Below are 18509 nucleotides of genomic sequence, written 5' to 3'. Positions count from 1 at the left end.
ACTTTAAGATGTGAAGTTGCTGAATTTCAATATTGTACACCTAGCTGTGTCTCTTATTCTTGGAATAGTTATTCAGAATTACTTGCAATTTCCATTTAAAGTATTGCTTGGTTCTGGCTGTATATCAGTATTGGCAGTCATCATATTCAACTTTAGATCATACAAAAGTAGGCTTGTAGATCATTTCTATTCTTTGGCTGTAGCAATAGTATTCTTCGTCATAGGTGCTGTATCATTCGCCATAAATTCTCCTCAGAATATTACACACCACTATACAAAGTATGATTGGTCCGGCAGTCAGCAACTAGTTTTAAAAATTGAAAAGCGGATTAAACCTGGAACTTATCATGATAAATATTACGCCCAGCTGATGGAATTAAATGGGCAGGTAACCACTGGTCGTCTCCTAATCAATATTGAAAAAGATTCCATTTTAAAGCAAGTTCCCGTTGATGCTATAATCCTCAGCACTAGTAAAATTCAGGAAATTCGATCACCACTAAACCCACATCAATTTGACTATGCCAAATACTTAAAAAACCATCATATCTACCATCAGGTATATTTGAATTCGAATAGTTATATCGTCGCCTCCGAATCTCCAACCACCATCTATGGATATACCGATAAACTAAGACGCCGTATTAACACTAAACTTAATGAGGTCGGATTTAACTCAGAGACCATTCAGATGATCAACGCCTTAATTTTAGGTCAAAAACAAGACATTGATCCTGATATTTACAATAGCTATATCAATGTAGGTACCGTTCATATTTTAGCAGTATCGGGTTTACATGTTGGAATTATTCTGTTAATACTTACCTGGCTATTCAAGCCCTTTCTTTACCTAAAATATGGACGCCTCATACGAGTAAGCTTAATCCTAGTGCTTCTTTGGGGTTTTGCCTTTGTTGCCGGATTATCCCCCTCTGTTACGAGATCCGTCACCATGTTTAGCCTAGTAAGCTTTGCTATGCATCTCAAACGCGAAACCAATATTTTCAATACTCTCATTACGTCTGCATTTATCCTGTTGTTGATCAATCCTAATATCCTATTTGAGGTTGGTTTTCAATTGAGCTACTCCGCCGTTTTAAGTATTGTATTATTTCAACCCCTCATTTGTTCGATCTGGAAGCCAAAATATAAGCTTTCTATCTATCTATGGCAGATATTTGGAGTAACCTTGGCAGCCCAACTAGGAGTTGCTCCACTTAGTCTCTATTATTTCCATCAATTCCCTGGCCTCTTTTTTGTTTCCAATCTGGTTGTAGTACCTCTGTTAGGGTTAATATTAGGATTGGGCCTTCTGGTAATTATCCTTAGTTTATTCAATGTTATTCCAGCTTTTTTAGTTGAGGTATTTGAACAGATAATACATCAGCTTAATAGTTTTATTGCATGGGTAGCACAGTTCGAATCCTTTTTACTTAAAGACATTCCTTTTGATAGGACTCAACTAGCCCTGTGTATTATGCTGATAAGCTCTTTGTATTGGGTACTAAAATCCAAACAATTTAGATGGATTAGTATTTTTTTGACTCTAGTTATTTGCTTCCAACTTTATAATGTTCACCTCAACCAAAGGGAAACATCAGATTTATTTATCATCTTTAACAAAAGCCGACATAGTGTTGTTGGAAAGCAAATAAATCAATCATTGATCGTTCACAGCTCATTGCCTGATTCTGTCTTACGAAGGGAAAAATTTATTAAAAACTATAAGGTAAGCGAACGCATTCAGGAATTAGAAACAAAAGTTTCAGAATTTGTTTACCAACATCAATCCACAAAAGTTCTGGCAATTGATAGCGCAGGGGTTTATAAAGATTTATCATTTAAACCCGATGTTGTGCTTTTAAGCCATTCCCCTAAAATTAATTTGGAACGAATGATTAAAGCTCTTAAACCTAAATCCATAGTAGCAGATGGTAGTAATTACAAATCTTATGTCAATCGTTGGGAACGAACCTGTAATAAACAAAACACCACCTTTCACTATACCGCAAAAGATGGTGCTTTTATCTTGTTGGACTAGGTCTTATTTTTCTACAAAAGATGGAGTAAACTTCTCGTAATAGGCGTTAAAGCCTTCTTGTGTCATCCCTTTATAGTCCTCAGAGTTAAAGAGTTTTAAATACAACTCAATCTGCTGTGGTCCTTGATAGCCTTTTATCCCGGCTATATAGTTGGCCTTATCGTCTAGAAATACAATCGTTGGAAAGGCAGAGATACGTAAGAATCTGGAAAACTCATGTGACGCATTACGACGTTTAGCTTTAGCTGGATCGTAATTGGGATTGGAAAAAGTTTTATCCTTAAAAATTACCGTCTCATCACCTTCTGCATTAAACTTCACCGCGTAATAATTAGCATTGATATAGTTTATAACATCTGGGTTTTTAAAGGTATTTCTATCCAGCATTTTACATGGACCACACCAGGTGGTGTAAACATCCATCATAATGGCTCTTGGTTCCTTTTTTTGAAGTGCTACGGCCTCTTCTACCGACAGCCAATTGATCTCTTGAGCAATAAGACTTGAGGTCGATAGACAGACTACTAAAACAAGTAAATTAATAGCTTTCATCATGTTCGATTTGTGGGTGAATCTGTGTCAAACTTACAAATAAACCCTTCTAAATCTAAGAAATAGAGCCAATTATAACAAAATTTTATTAGCGGATTCCGTGCATTAAACGCTTTAAAAGCGGATGTAACACTAAGGAAACCAGACCTAAAGCAATAGGCACTATGGTGAAAATCAAAAAGAATGTAGATAAGCTATAATCCTTTGTTATTTGCTCAATATCACCACCAACATAATGTGCTAATTTGTTACCAATAGCTATAGCTAGATAATAAACTCCAAACATAAAGGCGATCATTCTAGCTGGAATCAACTTACTCAAATAGGACAATCCCATTGGAGACAAACACAACTCCCCAAGTGTATGGAACAAATACGCAAACACGAGCCAAGCCATACTTAAGCTAGCGCTTTCCGCTCCAGAGGGTACGTTTCTCGCACCAAAGGCTAAGAAGGCAAAACCGATACCTAAAAGGAATAAGCCAAGAAAATACTTCACCGATGCCGGTGGGTTGTATCTGCTGTCCCACCATTTGGTAAACAACGGAGCAAACATAATGATGTAAAGTGAGTTCAAAATTGCAAACCATGTCACCGGGACCTCAGAATTCTCAGTTTGGAATTCAGTATACAATTTATACCCAACAATGGCCCAAACTATTACAAAGCTGAATCCGAGAATTATATTCGATAATCCTATTCGGTTAAAGGTCTTTCTAAATAAACTCCATAACACATAGGTAATGATCCCTAGTGGTACTACCGTTACCAATAGATCAACAATCTTAAAGGTCATTGCCGCTCCGCCTTCCAGAAGTCTATTGGTAAAATCTCTGGTATAAAGTGGTAAGGATCCCGCAGCCTGTTCAAAGGCAGCCCAGAAGAACACCGTGAAAAGACAGAAAATAGCAAAGGCTATCATTCGGTCTCTTTCGATTCTTGTGTAGCGCGGTATTCTAACAATGAGTAATAGAATAAAGGTGATAGCTGCTAGTAACGCAAAGAATAGAGATTCACCGATTCCCGCAACCGTGAAATTCAAAGCCTGAATATCCCCAATCTTACTCAGCGGATCATTAAAAATAAAGATCAGTGCCGATACAATGAATACACCCATCAACACATAATCTATAGTTGTAAACGGGTTTAATACCTCCGTAACTTTTGACGATTCTTCGGAAGAATCTTTAACGGCTTCAGCCCTCTTTGGTTCGGGTTTACTGCCTATATCACCAAAAAGTGGCTGCGCAAAATAAAATTGCAACATCCCTAAAAGCATAAATATACCAGCCAAACCAAAGCCATAGCTCCAGCCAATTTTTTCACCAACCCAACCACACAACATTATTCCAATGAAAGCACCAGCATTAACCCCCATATAGAAGATGTTATAGGCACCGTCTTTCTTATCATCGTGCCCTTCGTACATTTTGGAGATAATGGAGGTCATATTGGGTTTAAAAAACCCGTTACCAACAATTAAAAGGGTGATACCTATATATAATGAGGTTGGTGTTTCAACCGCCATGGAGGCATGACCTAAGGTCATTAATAAAGCACCAATGACCACGGCCATTCGATAACCTATTTTGTTATCTGCTAACCACCCACCTAACAAAGGTGTTAAGTAAACAAATAAAGCATAGGTTCCTAAAAGTGACAGTGCTGCAGGTGTATCCCAACCCCAGCCCGGGTTATCGCCAATTAAAGCACCAGTTAAAAAAATGACCAAAATGGCGCGCATCCCATAATAGGAAAAGCGTTCCCACATTTCAGTAAAAAATAGTACAAACAACCCCGCAGGATGGCCTAATACCTTATTCTCAAAGAAATTCTCTGTTGAAGTATTCATATGTTGATTAGTTAGTTAGACTTATTTAAGGATTGATAAAATCCTAGCCATCAGCAAGCTCAAAACCTTCAGCCTCCTCATTGGTCATGTCTCGTTCCTTGTCTTCCGCACCATGCGTAAGTGTCTCCAGTTTCTTTCTAAAGAGCAATACAAGGAATCCAAAGGTCACACAGAAAACGGCGATTCCTGTAAATATGGTAAACTCCCCAAGTTGTTCAGAAGCCTCTCCTAGTAGACCAGCCAACTTATTTCCAAAACCAGTCATTGCAAAATACACCCCCATCATTAAAGACGAATACTTAAGTGGTGCCAATTTAGTGATATAAGATAAGGCTACCGGTGAGATACATAATTCACCCACAGTGTGGAATAAATATGCTAATACCAACCAGTACATAGCTGAAGCACCATTAGATTCATATTGACCAGCGGCAGCTGTCATAAAAAAGAAGCCAGTACCCATAATGATAAGTCCAATAATCATCTTAAAAAGCGAGGTTGATGTTTTACCCTTAAGTTTGCGGCTCGCCCAATAAGCTGCTACTGACGTTCCAAGGAAAATGATAAACATAGCGTTTAACGACTGGAACCAAGAAGCGGGAACCTCCCACCCCATAAGCATTCTGTTTGTTTTTTCGGAAGCATAGATATTCATTAATCCACCTGCTTGCTCAAAGGCACCCCAGAAAACAATCACTAATAAAAATGAGATGAAGAGTACAATGACCCTATCCTTTTCAATTTTAGTAAGGGGCTTTTTCATAGCTTCTTTCTCTTGCTTATTCTCAGAAGCACCTAGGAAATTTCCAACTTGCTTCAAATACTTTTGTCCCGCCAGGTATTGAATTAAACCAGCAGCCATTCCAATTCCTGCTAAACCAAATCCATAATGCCAACCATGAACTTCCCCAACATATCCTACGATTAAACTGGATAAGAAGGCACCTAGGTTAATTCCAATATAAAATATGGTAAAGCCTTTATCTCTTCTAATATCTCCTTGCTTGTATAAGCCACCAACCATTGTTGAAATATTTGGTTTCAGCATTCCAACACCAGCAATGATTAACCCCAGACCTGTATAAAAAGCCCAAAGCTCTTCAACGGCTAAAATACTGTGTCCAGCAACTAGTAAAATACCACCATACAGTACGGATTTCTTTTGTCCTAAGAACTTATCAGCAATCCAACCACCTGGTATAGATGCCACGTAAACAAGCATAGTGTACCATCCATAAAGGGCTAATGCTTCACCATTGGTCCATCCAAGACCTGCATTGTCTGAGGTAGTTTGCGCTACTAAATACAGTACTAAAATGGCACGCATACCATAGTAGGAAAAACGCTCCCACATTTCTGTGAAGAATAAAACATATAATCCTACTGGATGCCCAAAAAGTTCTTTTTGGTGTGGTAATTTGACTGTTGTCGACATAATTATTTTGAGTTATTTAGTTAGTTATCCTTTAATTTGAGAGTTAGGCGTTGAGGGTTCCTCAGCTCTTTCAATCTTATCGCCAAGGGTGTCCTCAATAAAATTGGTCATTTTCTTATACAAGTGCAACCTAGTGTTGCCACCATAAATACCATGGTTTTTATCCGGATAAACCATCCACTCAAACTGCTTATCAGCTTGAATGAGAGCTTCAACCATTCGCATCGTATTTTGTAAATGAACATTGTCATCGCCAGAACCATGTACTAAAAGGAAGTCCCCTTTTAATTTGTCAACATGGTTTATAGGTGAGTTTTCATCATAACCGCTTGGATTTTCCTGAGGAGTGGTCATGTAACGTTCGGTATAAATAGTATCGTAAAATCTCCAGCTGGTTACGGGTGCTACTGCAATGGCCATTTTAAAAGTATCATTTCCTTTAAATAGTGCATTACTACTCATAAAACCACCATAGCTCCAACCCCAGATACCGATGCGGGTCTCGTCTATATACGGCAACTCACCAAGTTGTTTTGCTGCGGCAATCTGATCTTCCACTTCGTATTTACCCAATTCATTTTGAGTTACTTTTTTAAACTCAGCACCTTTAAAACCGGTTCCACGACCATCCACACACACAACGATATATCCTTGTTGGGCCAGCATTTGATACCAGTAATCATTGGTACCGTTCCAGCGATTAGCAACCGACTGAGATCCTGGACCTGAATATTGATACATGAACAGCGGGTATTCCTTATTGGCATCAAAGTCAGCTGGCTTGATCATCCACATATTAAGATCGTTCCCATTAACATTAATGATACTGAATTCCTTTTTTGATGTTTTGAATTCTGCCACTTTATTGGCTAAAGCATCATTATCAACAATGCTTTTAATGACGTTACCATCCTTAGCACTGTTTAAAGTGTATTCTGGAGGGGACGTGGCACTTGAGAAATTGTTTATAAAGTAGCTGTAATCGGCACTAAACGAAGCGTAGTTGGTACCAACGGTTTTAGTAAGTTTGGTCTTTTTCTTGCCATTAATTTTGATACTGTAAACGGATCTGTTGATGGAACCGTCCTCTGTAGATTGATAGAATACTGTTTTGTTATCCTCGTCAAAACCGTAATAACTAGTCACCTCCCAAGGTCCCTTTGTCACCTGATTGATCAGTTTTCCATTGGAATTGTAATGGTATATATGGTTAAATCCATCTTTCTCGCTAGTCCATATAAAGCTATTATCCTTTAAAAAGGTTAAATCAAAGGTAACATCCACATAGGCTTTGTCGGTTTCGGCCAGTACATTTTTGGAACTATTGTCACTGGTATTAATGAACCAAAGGTCCAATTCATTTTGATGACGATTCATGTACTGAGTACTTAAAACATCAGCCTCGTTGGTCCATTTAATACGAGGTATGTAAAAGTCATTATAGGTCTTACCAACGTTTAACTCGCTTAGCTTATTAGATTCGAGGTCATACAAATGCAGGGACACCTTAGAATTGGCCTCACCCGCTTTAGGATACTTAAAAACTTGTTGTGTCTGATACAACTGCTGACCATAAACATCCATTGAGAATTCTGGAACCTCAGATTCATCAAATCTGATAAACGCAATTTTATTACTGTCACTATTCCAATCAAAAGCCCGAACAAAACTAAATTCTTCTTCATAAACCCAATCCGTAATACCATTAATGATGGAGTTCTTTTTTCCATCGGTGGTTAATTGAGTTACCTCCCCAGAGGTCAGATCTTTTACATACAGGTTATTCTCAAAACCGTAAGCTACTTTGGTAGCATCTGGTGAAAACGTTGGTTCCTGCACCATATCCTCAGATAGTTTGGAAAGCTGCTTAGAGCTGAAATCGTAGATGTAATATTCGCCCAAGGATGACCTTCTGAAAATAGACTCGGACTTAGTGGTTAAAATCACTTTCGATTCGTCATCACTGAAGGTATAGTTCATAAAATAGCTAATACCTTCAAGATCACTTGACGACAACAAAGTATTTACTTTTTCAAGTGTTTTATAATCGTAAATATCTATTGAAGAAGTCCGGGTAGCTCTATCGAAATTAAGAACAGAATACTGCTGTCCATTTTCCATGGAATGCAATGACTGCATACCTTCGGTTCTAAAGGCGCCGCCCCAAATGTCTTCTAATGTGATGTTTTTTTGCTGAGCTGAAAGTAGGGTAATAAAAAGAAAGCCTGAGAAGGCTAACACTCGTTTTAAAGTCATGAAATGAGTTTTTGATAAATCCTGCCAAGTTTACTAAAAATTATGCAATTTTCCTTTAATATTAACAGATTATACGTATTAGATTAGAGGAGTTGAAGCCTGTTCTTTGCATTAATCTTATCTTTGCCTCTTAAAGTAAAATCGCCTATGGAATCCCCTATCTCAGGATTTTCTAAACTTACCAAAACTGAAAAAATTAACTGGATCTTGGACCAGTATTTTACAGACCAAAAAGAAGCCAAAGAGCTGATTACCAATTACTGGAATACGGATAAAAAGCTTCAAAAACTACATGATGAATTTATAGAAAACACCATAACCAACTTCTATTTACCACTGGGTGTTGCGCCAAATTTCTTAATCAATGATAGGATGTATACCATCCCTATGGCCATTGAAGAAAGTTCAGTTGTAGCAGCGGCGAGTAAATCGGCGAAATTCTGGTTGGAACGCGGTGGGTTTAAAACAACCGTGGTTTCAACGGAAAAAATTGGCCAGGTCCATTTTGTATTTCAAGGGGAGACCCAGGAATTAAAGGATTATTTTAATTGGGTAAAGCCTCGTCTAATCTCTGATAGCGCTTCAATTACCAAAAATATGGAGGCTCGAGGCGGAGGTATTCTTGATATTGAACTTCGTGATAAAACAGTTGAACTGGAGAACTATTACCAGCTCCATGCCACTTTTGAGACGCTTGATGCCATGGGTGCCAACTTTATCAACTCCTGCCTTGAACAATTTGCCACCACTTTTAAAGATGAAGTAGCTAATTATAATGGAGAGAAGAGTTCTCTTGAAGGTATGGACGTGGTCATGAGCATCCTATCCAACTATGTACCTAACTGTATAGTTAAAGCGGAGGTGTCCTGCCCTGTTAATGAATTGCAGAGTAAGGACATTAAAGATCCGCAATTGTTTGCTAAAAACTTTAAGCGCGCTGTTGACATAGCTAAAAGTGAAACCTTTAGAGCAGTGACGCATAATAAAGGTATCATGAATGGCATTGACGCAGTTGTAATTGCTACCGGAAACGATTTTAGAGCTATTGAGGCGGGGGTTCATGCCTACGCTAGCAAGGATGGATCCTATTCCAGTTTAACCCACTGCTCCATTGATGGCAATACCTTTAAATTTTGGATTGAAATCCCCTTAGCGCTAGGTACGGTTGGAGGCTTGACAAAACTGCATCCCTTGGTCAAATTTTGCATGCATATGCTTAAAGACCCGTCTGCCAAAGATTTGATGCAAATAGTTGCTGTTGCCGGACTGGCACAGAATTTTGCAGCCCTAAAATCACTTACAACTACTGGTATTCAACAAGGTCATATGAAGATGCATCTTCTCAACATCCTCAATCAATTTGAGGCCACGGAAGATGAAAAAAGAACACTTGTAGACTATTTTAAGAGCAACGTTGTTTCTCACAGTGAAGTGGTGACCCAACTAAACATACTACGTAATGCCTGAGTTTTACAGTCATGGTAAATTATTGCTAACTTCTGAGTATGCGGTTCTGGACGGGGCATTAGCACTAGCCATACCTACCAAACCTGGGCAATCTCTTGAGGTAACAGCTATTGAGTCCAACACTCTGAAATGGAAAAGTTTTAATCACAATAACAACGTCTGGTTTGAAACTGAATTCAAGGTCTCAGATGATAATTTATCGCTTACAAAAACATCAGATTCAGCCATTGCAGAACGGCTTAAGAATATCTTTGAAGCGGCTAATAAGCTTTCAAAATCAAAACTAGATTTAGGTGGTTGCAAGGTTGAAACGCATTTAGAGTTTGACAGACAGTGGGGTCTAGGAACAAGTTCGACCTTGATTAATAATATTGCCAATTGGCTTCAAGTAGATGCCTTTGCACTCTTAGATACAACCTTCGGTGGTAGCGGTTACGATATTGCTTGTGCACAGAACGATAACCCTATTCTGTATAAGTTGAATCCTAACGGAATAGAGGTGCAAGCCACTCAACTCAACTGGCCGTTTACTGAGCAGTTATACTTTGTATATCTCAATCAAAAACAGAATAGCAGAACAGGAATTGCCGATTATAAAGCAAGACAGCAATCCAACTCAAATACCATCGACGAATTGAGTAGTATAACTAGAGCCCTTCTCGATAGTAATTCCTTAACTGAGTTTGAGAGGCTTATAAAAAATCATAACCAAATTATTAGTCGGCTTATAGGTCAAGAGCCGGTATCAGGACTATTTAGGGATTTTAATGGTTCACTCAAGAATCTAGGTGCCTGGGGTGGTGACTTTATTTTGGTCAGTTCTCAAACAGACCCCACCTCCTACTTCGATGAAAGAGGGTATCATATCGTTATCCCATTTAAAGAAATGATATTATAAAAAAACACCCCATCTATTAAAGACAGGGTGATTTTAATTTATGTTAAGTTATACTAGTTTCCTAGTATACTGTTTTAGCTCTATTATCTTCAATCTCTGCTGCTTCTTGAAGTGCGGTATACACTTTAGAATTAACCGTTGCCTTTAAGCTGTTTGACAATCTGCTGGCAATGGCTGCATAGTTATCCAATTCGTCCGCATCGTTTATCTTAGTAATCTCAACTAGATAAATCCCTTTATCTCCAGCAATTGGCTTAGAAATAGCTCCTTCAGCCAATCCAAATGCCGAACCAATTACTTTTGGTTCTACACCTGCACCAGATAAGGTAGTACTGCTCAAAGACACTGCTGAGGCACTTCTTACAGACTGGCCCTGACCATTTGCAATCTCACTTAACGTGGTTCCAGTAATTTTTTCTTTGATTAATTCAGCTTTCTTCTCTTTTCTGATTTCAGCCAAGACAGGGGTTGTAGCATTCTCAACCTTCATCAAACCTTTGTCATTAATAGCTCCAAGTTTTGCAACAATGAAACCAACACCAGAAATTGAAAAACGTTTGGTATCACCCAACTCAGTTTCTTCATCAAAAGCCCATCTAACCACTTGTCTCTGACTTCCTAATCCTGGAACATTTTCATCTAACTCTTCAAAAGCTGCTCTTCTAATATTCTTTTCATATTCAGTAGCTAATTCTTCAAAATTGCCATTCTCAAGAGCAATTTCAAATTTAGATACAGAATTAAACACATCATCAATGGTTTGTTCAGATGGTTCTATTTGGGTAGCTACAGTGGCCATTTTAATAGCTGAGTTGATGCTCATCTGATCTAAGATCTCAATCACGTGGAATCCAAAAGAAGTCTCAACTACGTCCATGTCCCCAACCTTATTATCAAACGAAAACGCTGAAAATTCAGGAGCAAAAGGTGAGTTATAAGCAAATTCTAATACACCTTCATTCTCATTGGTTACCAAATCAGAGGATAAATCAAGAAGATCTACAAACTTAGAACGGTTTCCTTTAAGCACATTTAATATACTATCGGCTTTTGCCTTGGCTTCTTCCGGTGTTTCGGTTACCGTTGGCAACGCTCTTGTAGATCCTATATAAGGTATCAAGATATGTCTAACCTTAACAGAATCTGGCTTTTCTTCCTTAGCCAAAATCTTTGTTAGCTTGTAATATCCAGATTCTTCGTATGGCCCATAATACTCACTAACAGGCACATTAAAAATAGTGTCCTTAATGGTTGTTGACAGATCAGCAGATCTAAGGAATCTATCGTTGTATCTGATGTCTGAATTAGAATTTACAAAAGCTTCAATATTATCCGTATTATCAAACCCAAGAACCGTATCAGTTGCCTTAATAGCTTCTACATATTCTATTTTATCATGTTTTAAGGCGATCAAATCTGCTTGAATCTGAGCCCTGTCAGCTTCAGAAGCCTCCTCTCTAAATTCAACAAAAGTTATATCTCTAGATGCCTCTACCTGGTACTTATCAGCATGTAATTGCATATATGCCTTAATGTCTTCTTTACTTACTTGGACTAAACTATCAGGAATTGTTGTGTATGGAATCTGCACGTACTGAAGGTTCACAGTTTTAGCTTCAGAAAGATACTCTTCCTTAGCCTCAGTTAAGGTAGCCGAAAGCCCAGCCTTAATTAGATTATAGTAAGTGGTTTGTAAGGAATTACTAGCTAGGTTTTGTTCGTTGTTAGTCCATTCATCATAGTTAATCATAAACGTCCCTAATGGTGCTCTTTCTGGGCTAATCTCTTTCAGATTGGATATGAAGGCATTCAATCTGTTAACATCAAAAATGCTATCCTGATTCTGGAACTCTGGATAAAATGAAAAACTAGTCTCTAATAGCTCACGCATTTGATCGCGCTCAACGCTCAACCCAAGTGTTTCGTACTCACTGTTAAGGATGATTCGTCTTAGTTCCTGATTGTACACATTATTCATGGTTTGGATCGAGGTACTTCCAGGACCCATACGACGCTGCATGTTTTCAACATTAAACATGAACTCATCTCTTTTAATATCTTCACCATTAACGGTAGCAATAACATCAAGGTTACCACCAGTTAAAGCATCAGAATTTTTAAAAAGATCCCCAATAACAAATGAAAACAATGCTAAGGCAATCACTAGGATTAGAATAACAGAACGTTGTCTGATTTTATTTAAAACTGCCATCTTCTTTCTTTACGGTATTAAAAATAAGTGTGCGAAAATAAGGTTTTATTCTAAAAAATGAAAGGTAAATAGCTGTTTTTAAAAGGGAAAACCAGCCCTATTCATTGTCCATCACTCGAAGTAAGATGACATCAATTTTGGTAGATGAAACAGCCTCAATTTTAAACTTGAAATTTTCAATAATAATTTCGTCTCCTTCTTCAGGTATTCCTTCAGTTTCATTGACAATTAAACCACCAAGTGTCTCGTATTGCTCACTTTCGGGAAGCTGCAATTTATAGGTTTCATTAATGTGGTCTACCTCAAGTCGTGCTGAAAATTTAAAAGTATTCTCAGAGAGTTGCTCCTCTGTAAGCTCCACACTGTCATGCTCATCTTCAATTTCACCAAAGAGCTCTTCAATAATATCTTCAACAGTCATAATTCCAGAAGTTCCACCATACTCATCAATAACAATAGCCATGCTGCGACGCTTTTTGGTCAAAATATTTAAAACATCTTTGATGAGAATGGTTTCAGGTACAAAACTCACTGGAATCAAAATAGATTTGATGCTTTTTGGCCTGTTAAACAATGCAAAGGAATGTACATATCCAAGAATATCATCAAGTGAATCTTTATACACTACTATTTTAGTGTGCCCAGTTTCAATAAAAAGGTTGGACAAATTTTTTATCGAATCTGAGATATCAATAGCTGTTATCTCTGTTCTTGGCACCATTACCTCACGGGCTTTGACTTCACTAAATTCTAAAGCATTTTGGAAAATCTGAATCTCGCTATCTACTTCGTCCTGTTCAGTCACTGATTGCATTTGCTCACTTATGTAATTCCCGAGTTCTACCTTAGAAAAGGCTGATTCTACCGAATCACCTTCCGTTTTAAAAAACACTTTAAGAACCACATCTGAAACCCAAATAACGAATTCTGAAATAAAGGTAAAGAGCAGATAAAATATATATGCTGGAAAGGCTAAAATTTTAATAAAGGTATTGGCATAAATCTGAAAAAAAACCTTTGGTAAAAACTCTGCAGTAAAGAGAATGATCACTGTGGAAATCACTGTTTGAGACAACAACCTTAAATCAGTTAAAAGGTAGTTTAACACAGAACTACTCGTTGGTAGTAAATCCTGAAACCAATCGACCAGTACCTGACCCATTGTAAAACCATATATAACCAATGCCACATTATTTCCAATAAGCATTGTAGCTATAAACTTTGATGGCTTAGCTGTTAATCTAGTCAAGATCTTGCCAAGGAAATCTCCTTGTTTCTTCTCTAATTCAATATGGATCTTATTGGAAGACACATAGGCTATCTCCATTCCTGAAAAGAATGCTGAAAGCAATAAGGAAACTATTATAATGAGAAAGCTTGTGCCCAATCTTTAAGACTTAGTTTCGATCCTGAAATTTCTTTCGGAAGCGCTTTCTAAAGAAAAACATGAATAACGATAAGGCCGCAAAAAAGAGCGACATATAAGCTCGATTTCTTTCGGCACCCCATTTTTCAATGGCATCGTATGAAAATAAGACCACAAAGATCAAATACACATACTGAAAGAATTGTAGGAATTTCATAAATACAGGAATTAAAACAAATATAATTAATTATCCACTTCAACCTCACCAGAAAGCTCCAGCATCTCTTTAAGCTTTAACTCACGGTCTGCATCAAATATGCGCCCGTTAATATCTGAAGAACTAGTTCGCAACCTAAAGGATTGATTAGTGAATAGCCATTCGCGTTTCTGATCATAATACATTTGTGGAGTAAGAAGGGTATCAAAGCTATGGGTGGCAATAATAACATTTCCCCGTAAGTCAATTAGACCCGTATCATTGTAGTAAATAGCATAATCTGCAAAGACTTTACTCTTGTTATTATCCTTGTCATAGAGGATGAGTTCTATACCCTCTGGAAACTCTGAGTAACCAAATGAGCGGTTGGAATAATCTAGCATCTTAGAGCTTAATAAATTAGCTACTAACCTGGAAGAATCCGTGTATTTTAGATTAATAGTATCAGCCTCACCAACAGGGGCATTTTCCAAAACCCCAATTTGCTGGACTTTTTGAAAGTTGTCTTGGCATGAAAAAAATATAGTCACGCAAAATAGCGTGACTATAAGTTTTATGGTATGTAATTTTTGTAAAAGCAATTAGTTCGTAGTCACTGTTACAACACTATTTATCCAGCAACCTATTTTAATCTCATCACCCTTTTGGTAAGTAGATGAAAATACATCACTCTTTGACGGTGCCTTAGCAATATAATTATCCGCATACTGTCTTGATGTTTTCTTCAAACGTGGATCTACGCGTCCTGCCTTAAGCGCTTCTTCAGCAGCTTTCCAGAAAACGGCACGTTTAGTAAACTGATCGGTTCCACAGTTATTGGCACTCTTAGCATACATGATGGCAATCTTTATATGCGGACTACCGTCTGAAGGATTTAGACGTAAGGCCTTAGAGTAGTAACTTCTCGCTTTTCCAAAAGACCCTCTCTGATAGTACTTATCACCAAGACGTTTGTTAATCTTAGCTTTCTTCAAATCATCCGTCTCAAGTTCTATGGATTGCTTATAATACTTTTCAGCCTCAGCTGGATTTCCTTCCTTTTCCTTAAGTATTCCAATATAGTAGGCGGTAGAAGCATTTGGCTCGATTGAATTCTTTTGTTCAACGACTTTAATAAACAATGGATCGTCTGTACATTCCTTAGAATACAATTTATCAATAGCACGTTGCAACCACTTTGTATCGTTCTTCTTGTTTTCAAAGTCCTTCTCGTAAAGCGGAACTAGTACCTCACAATTTGCGCGATCCCCTAGAAGTTTGTCTATACTACCAGAAATCTTATCGAAGTTGGTTAAATAACTAGTAGCACTTTTCTTCTGACTTTTTTCTCTTTTTGATAAGGCTTGCCCACCTTCTTCTTTAGCATTAAGCTTGTTCAAAGTTTCAGAAGACTTGGCAATCTCAGCCTCAATCTTATCATTAACATCATCGTACTTATCAAATAAAGCTTGAGGCTCCATTTTCTTAGCATCATACAATTTAACAGCAAGTGAGAAATAGGTATATAGCCATTTTGGATTTCTAAAGTTTGGTAAGTCCTGGGTAAACCCATCATCAAACATTTTGTATAACTGCTCATGATTTAGACCTAGTTCTTTTTGAAAATCGTAGCTCAATTGTGCTTTTTCACCTAGGTATTTCCCTTTTGGGTATTTACTAGCATAATGCTCATGGTACTGATCTAACAACAATAAATTGTCCTTAATAAATGCAACTTTCTCAGCACCTGTACTATTGTTAATCTTATGTTTTAAGATGGCTTTACCTCTTACATAAATGGCACGATTAAACTTTGGGCACTCTTGTCTTACAGCCATCCAGGGCTCATAAGCATCATCATATTTCTTATTCTTGGCATAGGAATCGAAAATCGACAAATTGTTCATGCAATTTTCGTTCTGCTGTGCGATCCCTAGATTAAAAGTAATCAGGGCGATTAGTGTCATTAAAGAAATTTTCATCTTCATGGTTACTTTCATTTATTATTTATACTTCGAACGTTTGAACCATCGATCGTTCAAAGATAGTCCAATATTAAAAGAGAAGAAATCTTCCCTTACCAAATTATTATTTGTTGTACCGCGTTGTCCGTATTCAAACCCGATATTAACATCACTAAAGTTAGAACCGTTTTGACTAGGCAGTAATGGTAAACTCATACCAAAAGATATGCCAAACTCACGTATTGACTCGCCATTAAGGACCAAACCAGTATTTTCTGTTCTAAATCCAGCCCGGTAGACGACACGTTGAAAATAGCCTCTAAAGGCGTTATATCTAGGAATTATAAAACCTCCCACTGCAAATCCATGAGAGTTTTCAAATTCAGAAATGTCAATATCAAAAATTGGATTATTGAATTGACTGTTACTAAGAGTTGTATATTCTGCTCCTACAAACCAGTGTCTCGGTTGTCCAATACCAGCACCAATAGCCAGCCTGGATGGTAATGCCAAATCCGTAACTTCTAGGTCCTGTTCTGCAAGATCGACCTCGATAACATTAGTGACTACTTCCACTTCTGAAAGCGTATTAACACTAACACTTGCCAAGGTTCTCTGGTTATCCGAACGCAAATTGGTTTCAGGGGCATAGGAGGCCGAAGCAATGACTTCAAACTTATTATTAATTTTAGTTCTGTACGAAGCTCCAAAATTATAACCAACCCCTCTGAGGTCTGATCTGTTGGTCTCTAATGTTTGAAATTGCACGGGACGGCCGTTGGAATATAAATACCGTAGTGCTGTATTTTCAATAAACCCGAAACTGTAATTGATATCTAGTCCAACACTAAAGTTATCTGAAAATTTGTAAGCTAAACCAGCAAAGACTTTGTCAACACCACCATCACCTTCAAATCTACTTTGGATATCCCCGTCGCTATTAAATCCTTGAAGACGGTAACCAACAGATGAATATGGGGTTGTCCCTCCTGCAAGACCTAGTCTGCCAATAGGAAAATTAAACGCAAAATAGTCAAACGACCCTCTGTCTACAGAAACAGAACCATCTCCATCCGTTAGGCTCACTGCCGAATAGCTCCCCCCTACTGCATATTTAACAGGACGACTTTCCCCTGCAAATGGCTCTGCATCTACATTTTTAGAAACGTAGGACGCAGGATTCCTTAGGTTCATATGAATACTATCCATGTAAACACTAATACCACCCATACTTTTATTCTCAACTGTTCCTCTTAAGTTAAGACTCCCGAGACCATAAAAAGAATATGGAGAAACTGTTTGTTGTGCACTTAGTCCAAAACTCAGTATTGTAATTAAAATTACAACGACGCGTTTGATCATGTTAAGGTATTATAATCCAGAAGGTAATTTAAACCTGTCAACAGAAAATTTGAATTCGCAAATATGCTATTTTTTAATTGGTCTGACAAGAATTTACTATCGCCACCTGTTAAAATAACTGTTAAATGTGAATAGCGCGCTCTGTAAGCCTCAATAACCCCATCAATTTCTTTTATAGTACCCAGAACCACACCACTATGCATTGACTCTTGGGTGGAGTCTCCGGTGAGGTCTTTAGGCACCTTTTTTTCTAATAAGGGCAATTTAGCTGTAAAATTGTGAAGTGACTCATAACGTATTCTTAAACCTGGAGAAATGGCACCACCATGATATACCTTGTTATGGTTCACAAAATCATAAGTAATACAGGTGCCTGCATCAATAATCAAACAATTAGTTTCGGGAAACATACCCATTGCAGCACTCACTAAGGCTATACGATCCACACCTAAGGTTTCAGGGGTACTGTAATTATTTTTAAACGGAAGGTTGGATTCGGCCGATAACTGATGTATAGGCAAAAAATCTAACATCTGGGTCATGGTCATAGAATCTAAATGACCAACATTAGAAATAATTCCAGCTGTGATATCTGAGTTGCTCAATAAGGATTTTATGTCATCAACTATTGATTTGGTTTCAATACGCCCTGTTTCAACCAGATTGTCGTTATTAAAAACCCCAAATTTAGTAGTGGTATTCCCTACATCTAAAACAAGCTTCATAGCGATGGAAAATCACAAATTTAAAAATTCAAATTTTAGGTCTTTGATTTTGCTAGAATTAAAATTGAATATATATTTGCATCCGCTAATAAAGCAACGGGTGCCTTAGCTCAGTTGGTAGAGCAAAGGACTGAAAATCCTTGTGTCCCTGGTTCGATTCCTGGAGGCACCACTTGAAGCGCC

The 18509-nt window shown here is 37.7% G+C and carries 14 protein-coding genes and 1 tRNA gene; 4 read left to right on the top strand and 11 right to left on the bottom strand.

Annotation, left to right across the window (positions count from 1 at the left end; translation table 11 throughout):
• Nucleotides 1-10 precede the first annotated feature (10 nt).
• Nucleotides 11-2041: a ComEC/Rec2 family competence protein gene (locus tag DN064_RS03320; protein ID WP_115461178.1), complete on the top strand. Its 2031-nt coding sequence runs from the start codon at nucleotides 11-13 to the stop codon at nucleotides 2039-2041.
• Between the two features lie 3 nt (nucleotides 2042-2044).
• Here the strand turns inward: DN064_RS03320 and DN064_RS03315 are convergent, their stop codons facing one another.
• From DN064_RS03315 to DN064_RS03300, 4 genes are all read right to left on the bottom strand, one after another.
• Nucleotides 2045-2596: a thioredoxin family protein gene (locus DN064_RS03315; protein ID WP_115461177.1), complete on the bottom strand. Its 552-nt coding sequence runs from the start codon at nucleotides 2594-2596 to the stop codon at nucleotides 2045-2047.
• Between the two features lie 85 nt (nucleotides 2597-2681).
• Nucleotides 2682-4445, bottom strand: coding sequence for a peptide MFS transporter (locus DN064_RS03310; protein ID WP_115461176.1), 1764 nt, complete (start codon nucleotides 4443-4445; stop codon nucleotides 2682-2684).
• Between the two features lie 43 nt (nucleotides 4446-4488).
• Nucleotides 4489-5880 (bottom strand): peptide MFS transporter, encoded by a 1392-nt coding sequence (locus tag DN064_RS03305; protein WP_115461175.1) that lies wholly within the window; start codon nucleotides 5878-5880, stop codon nucleotides 4489-4491.
• Between the two features lie 24 nt (nucleotides 5881-5904).
• Nucleotides 5905-8136, bottom strand: a complete 2232-nt coding sequence (locus DN064_RS03300; RefSeq protein WP_115461174.1) for a S9 family peptidase — start codon at nucleotides 8134-8136, stop codon at nucleotides 5905-5907.
• A gap of 147 nt (nucleotides 8137-8283) precedes the next feature.
• On the opposite strand from DN064_RS03300, the gene DN064_RS03295 reads away from it, so the two are divergent.
• Both DN064_RS03295 and DN064_RS03290 read left to right on the top strand, forming a co-directional pair.
• Complete coding sequence (locus tag DN064_RS03295; RefSeq protein WP_115461173.1) at nucleotides 8284-9603, top strand: hydroxymethylglutaryl-CoA reductase, degradative; 1320 nt, start codon at nucleotides 8284-8286, stop codon at nucleotides 9601-9603.
• Nucleotides 9596-10501, top strand: a complete 906-nt coding sequence (locus tag DN064_RS03290) for a GYDIA family GHMP kinase (RefSeq protein ID WP_115461172.1) — start codon at nucleotides 9596-9598, stop codon at nucleotides 10499-10501. The genes DN064_RS03295 and DN064_RS03290 overlap by 8 nt, the downstream gene beginning before the upstream one ends.
• A gap of 61 nt (nucleotides 10502-10562) precedes the next feature.
• Here the strand turns inward: DN064_RS03290 and DN064_RS03285 are convergent, their stop codons facing one another.
• From DN064_RS03285 to DN064_RS03255, 7 genes are all read right to left on the bottom strand, one after another.
• Nucleotides 10563-12713, bottom strand: a complete 2151-nt coding sequence (locus tag DN064_RS03285; protein ID WP_115461171.1) for a peptidylprolyl isomerase — start codon at nucleotides 12711-12713, stop codon at nucleotides 10563-10565.
• A 97-nt stretch (nucleotides 12714-12810) separates the two neighbouring features.
• Nucleotides 12811-14100, bottom strand: coding sequence for a hemolysin family protein (locus DN064_RS03280; protein ID WP_115461170.1), 1290 nt, complete (start codon nucleotides 14098-14100; stop codon nucleotides 12811-12813).
• Between the two features lie 10 nt (nucleotides 14101-14110).
• Nucleotides 14111-14296 carry a hypothetical protein gene (locus DN064_RS03275; protein ID WP_115461169.1) on the bottom strand — a complete coding sequence of 62 codons (186 nt, stop codon included), beginning with the start codon at nucleotides 14294-14296 and terminating at the stop codon, nucleotides 14111-14113.
• A gap of 26 nt (nucleotides 14297-14322) precedes the next feature.
• Entirely contained in the window at nucleotides 14323-14877 is a 555-nt protein-coding gene (lptC, locus tag DN064_RS03270; RefSeq protein ID WP_115461168.1) for an LPS export ABC transporter periplasmic protein LptC, read from the bottom strand.
• A complete protein-coding gene (locus DN064_RS03265) occupies nucleotides 14878-16182 on the bottom strand; it encodes a tetratricopeptide repeat protein (RefSeq protein WP_232827358.1) in 1305 nt (434 codons plus the stop codon).
• 96 nt (nucleotides 16183-16278) lie between these two features.
• A complete protein-coding gene (locus DN064_RS03260) occupies nucleotides 16279-17601 on the bottom strand; it encodes a hypothetical protein (RefSeq protein WP_115461167.1) in 1323 nt (440 codons plus the stop codon).
• On the bottom strand, nucleotides 17598-18326 hold the full coding sequence (locus DN064_RS03255) for a type III pantothenate kinase (protein WP_115461166.1): 729 nt from the start codon (nucleotides 18324-18326) through the stop codon (nucleotides 17598-17600). Before DN064_RS03255 ends, DN064_RS03260 begins: the two co-directional genes overlap by 4 nt.
• 99 nt (nucleotides 18327-18425) lie before the next feature.
• On the opposite strand from DN064_RS03255, the gene DN064_RS03250 reads away from it, so the two are divergent.
• Nucleotides 18426-18498 (top strand) — tRNA-Phe (locus tag DN064_RS03250).
• Nucleotides 18499-18509 lie beyond the last annotated feature (11 nt).

The sequence above is a fragment of the Winogradskyella aurantiaca genome (assembly GCF_003362725.1).
GTDB lineage: Bacteria > Bacteroidota > Bacteroidia > Flavobacteriales > Flavobacteriaceae > Winogradskyella_A > Winogradskyella_A aurantiaca.
Note: the sequence above shows the minus strand (reverse complement) of the source record. Positions and strands in the feature narration are given on the sequence as shown.

Bases quoted from the DNA above. Each gene is read 5' to 3' on its own strand.
- DN064_RS03275 (WP_115461169.1), bottom strand. From the start codon at position 14,296: ATGAAATTCCTACAATTCTTTCAGTATGTGTATTTGATCTTTGTGGTC.
- DN064_RS03285 (WP_115461171.1), bottom strand. From the start codon at position 12,713: ATGGCAGTTTTAAATAAAATCAGACAACGTTCTGTTATTCTAATCCTA.
- DN064_RS03310 (WP_115461176.1), bottom strand. From the start codon at position 4,445: ATGAATACTTCAACAGAGAATTTCTTTGAGAATAAGGTATTAGGCCAT.
- DN064_RS03315 (WP_115461177.1), bottom strand. From the start codon at position 2,596: ATGATGAAAGCTATTAATTTACTTGTTTTAGTAGTCTGTCTATCGACC.
- DN064_RS03265 (WP_232827358.1), bottom strand. From the start codon at position 16,182: ATGAACAATTTGTCGATTTTCGATTCCTATGCCAAGAATAAGAAATAT.
- DN064_RS03255 (WP_115461166.1), bottom strand. From the start codon at position 18,326: ATGAAGCTTGTTTTAGATGTAGGGAATACCACTACTAAATTTGGGGTT.
- DN064_RS03290 (WP_115461172.1), top strand. From the start codon at position 9,596: ATGCCTGAGTTTTACAGTCATGGTAAATTATTGCTAACTTCTGAGTAT.
- DN064_RS03295 (WP_115461173.1), top strand. From the start codon at position 8,284: ATGGAATCCCCTATCTCAGGATTTTCTAAACTTACCAAAACTGAAAAA.
- DN064_RS03300 (WP_115461174.1), bottom strand. From the start codon at position 8,136: ATGACTTTAAAACGAGTGTTAGCCTTCTCAGGCTTTCTTTTTATTACC.
- DN064_RS03260 (WP_115461167.1), bottom strand. From the start codon at position 17,601: ATGATCAAACGCGTCGTTGTAATTTTAATTACAATACTGAGTTTTGGA.
- DN064_RS03305 (WP_115461175.1), bottom strand. From the start codon at position 5,880: ATGTCGACAACAGTCAAATTACCACACCAAAAAGAACTTTTTGGGCAT.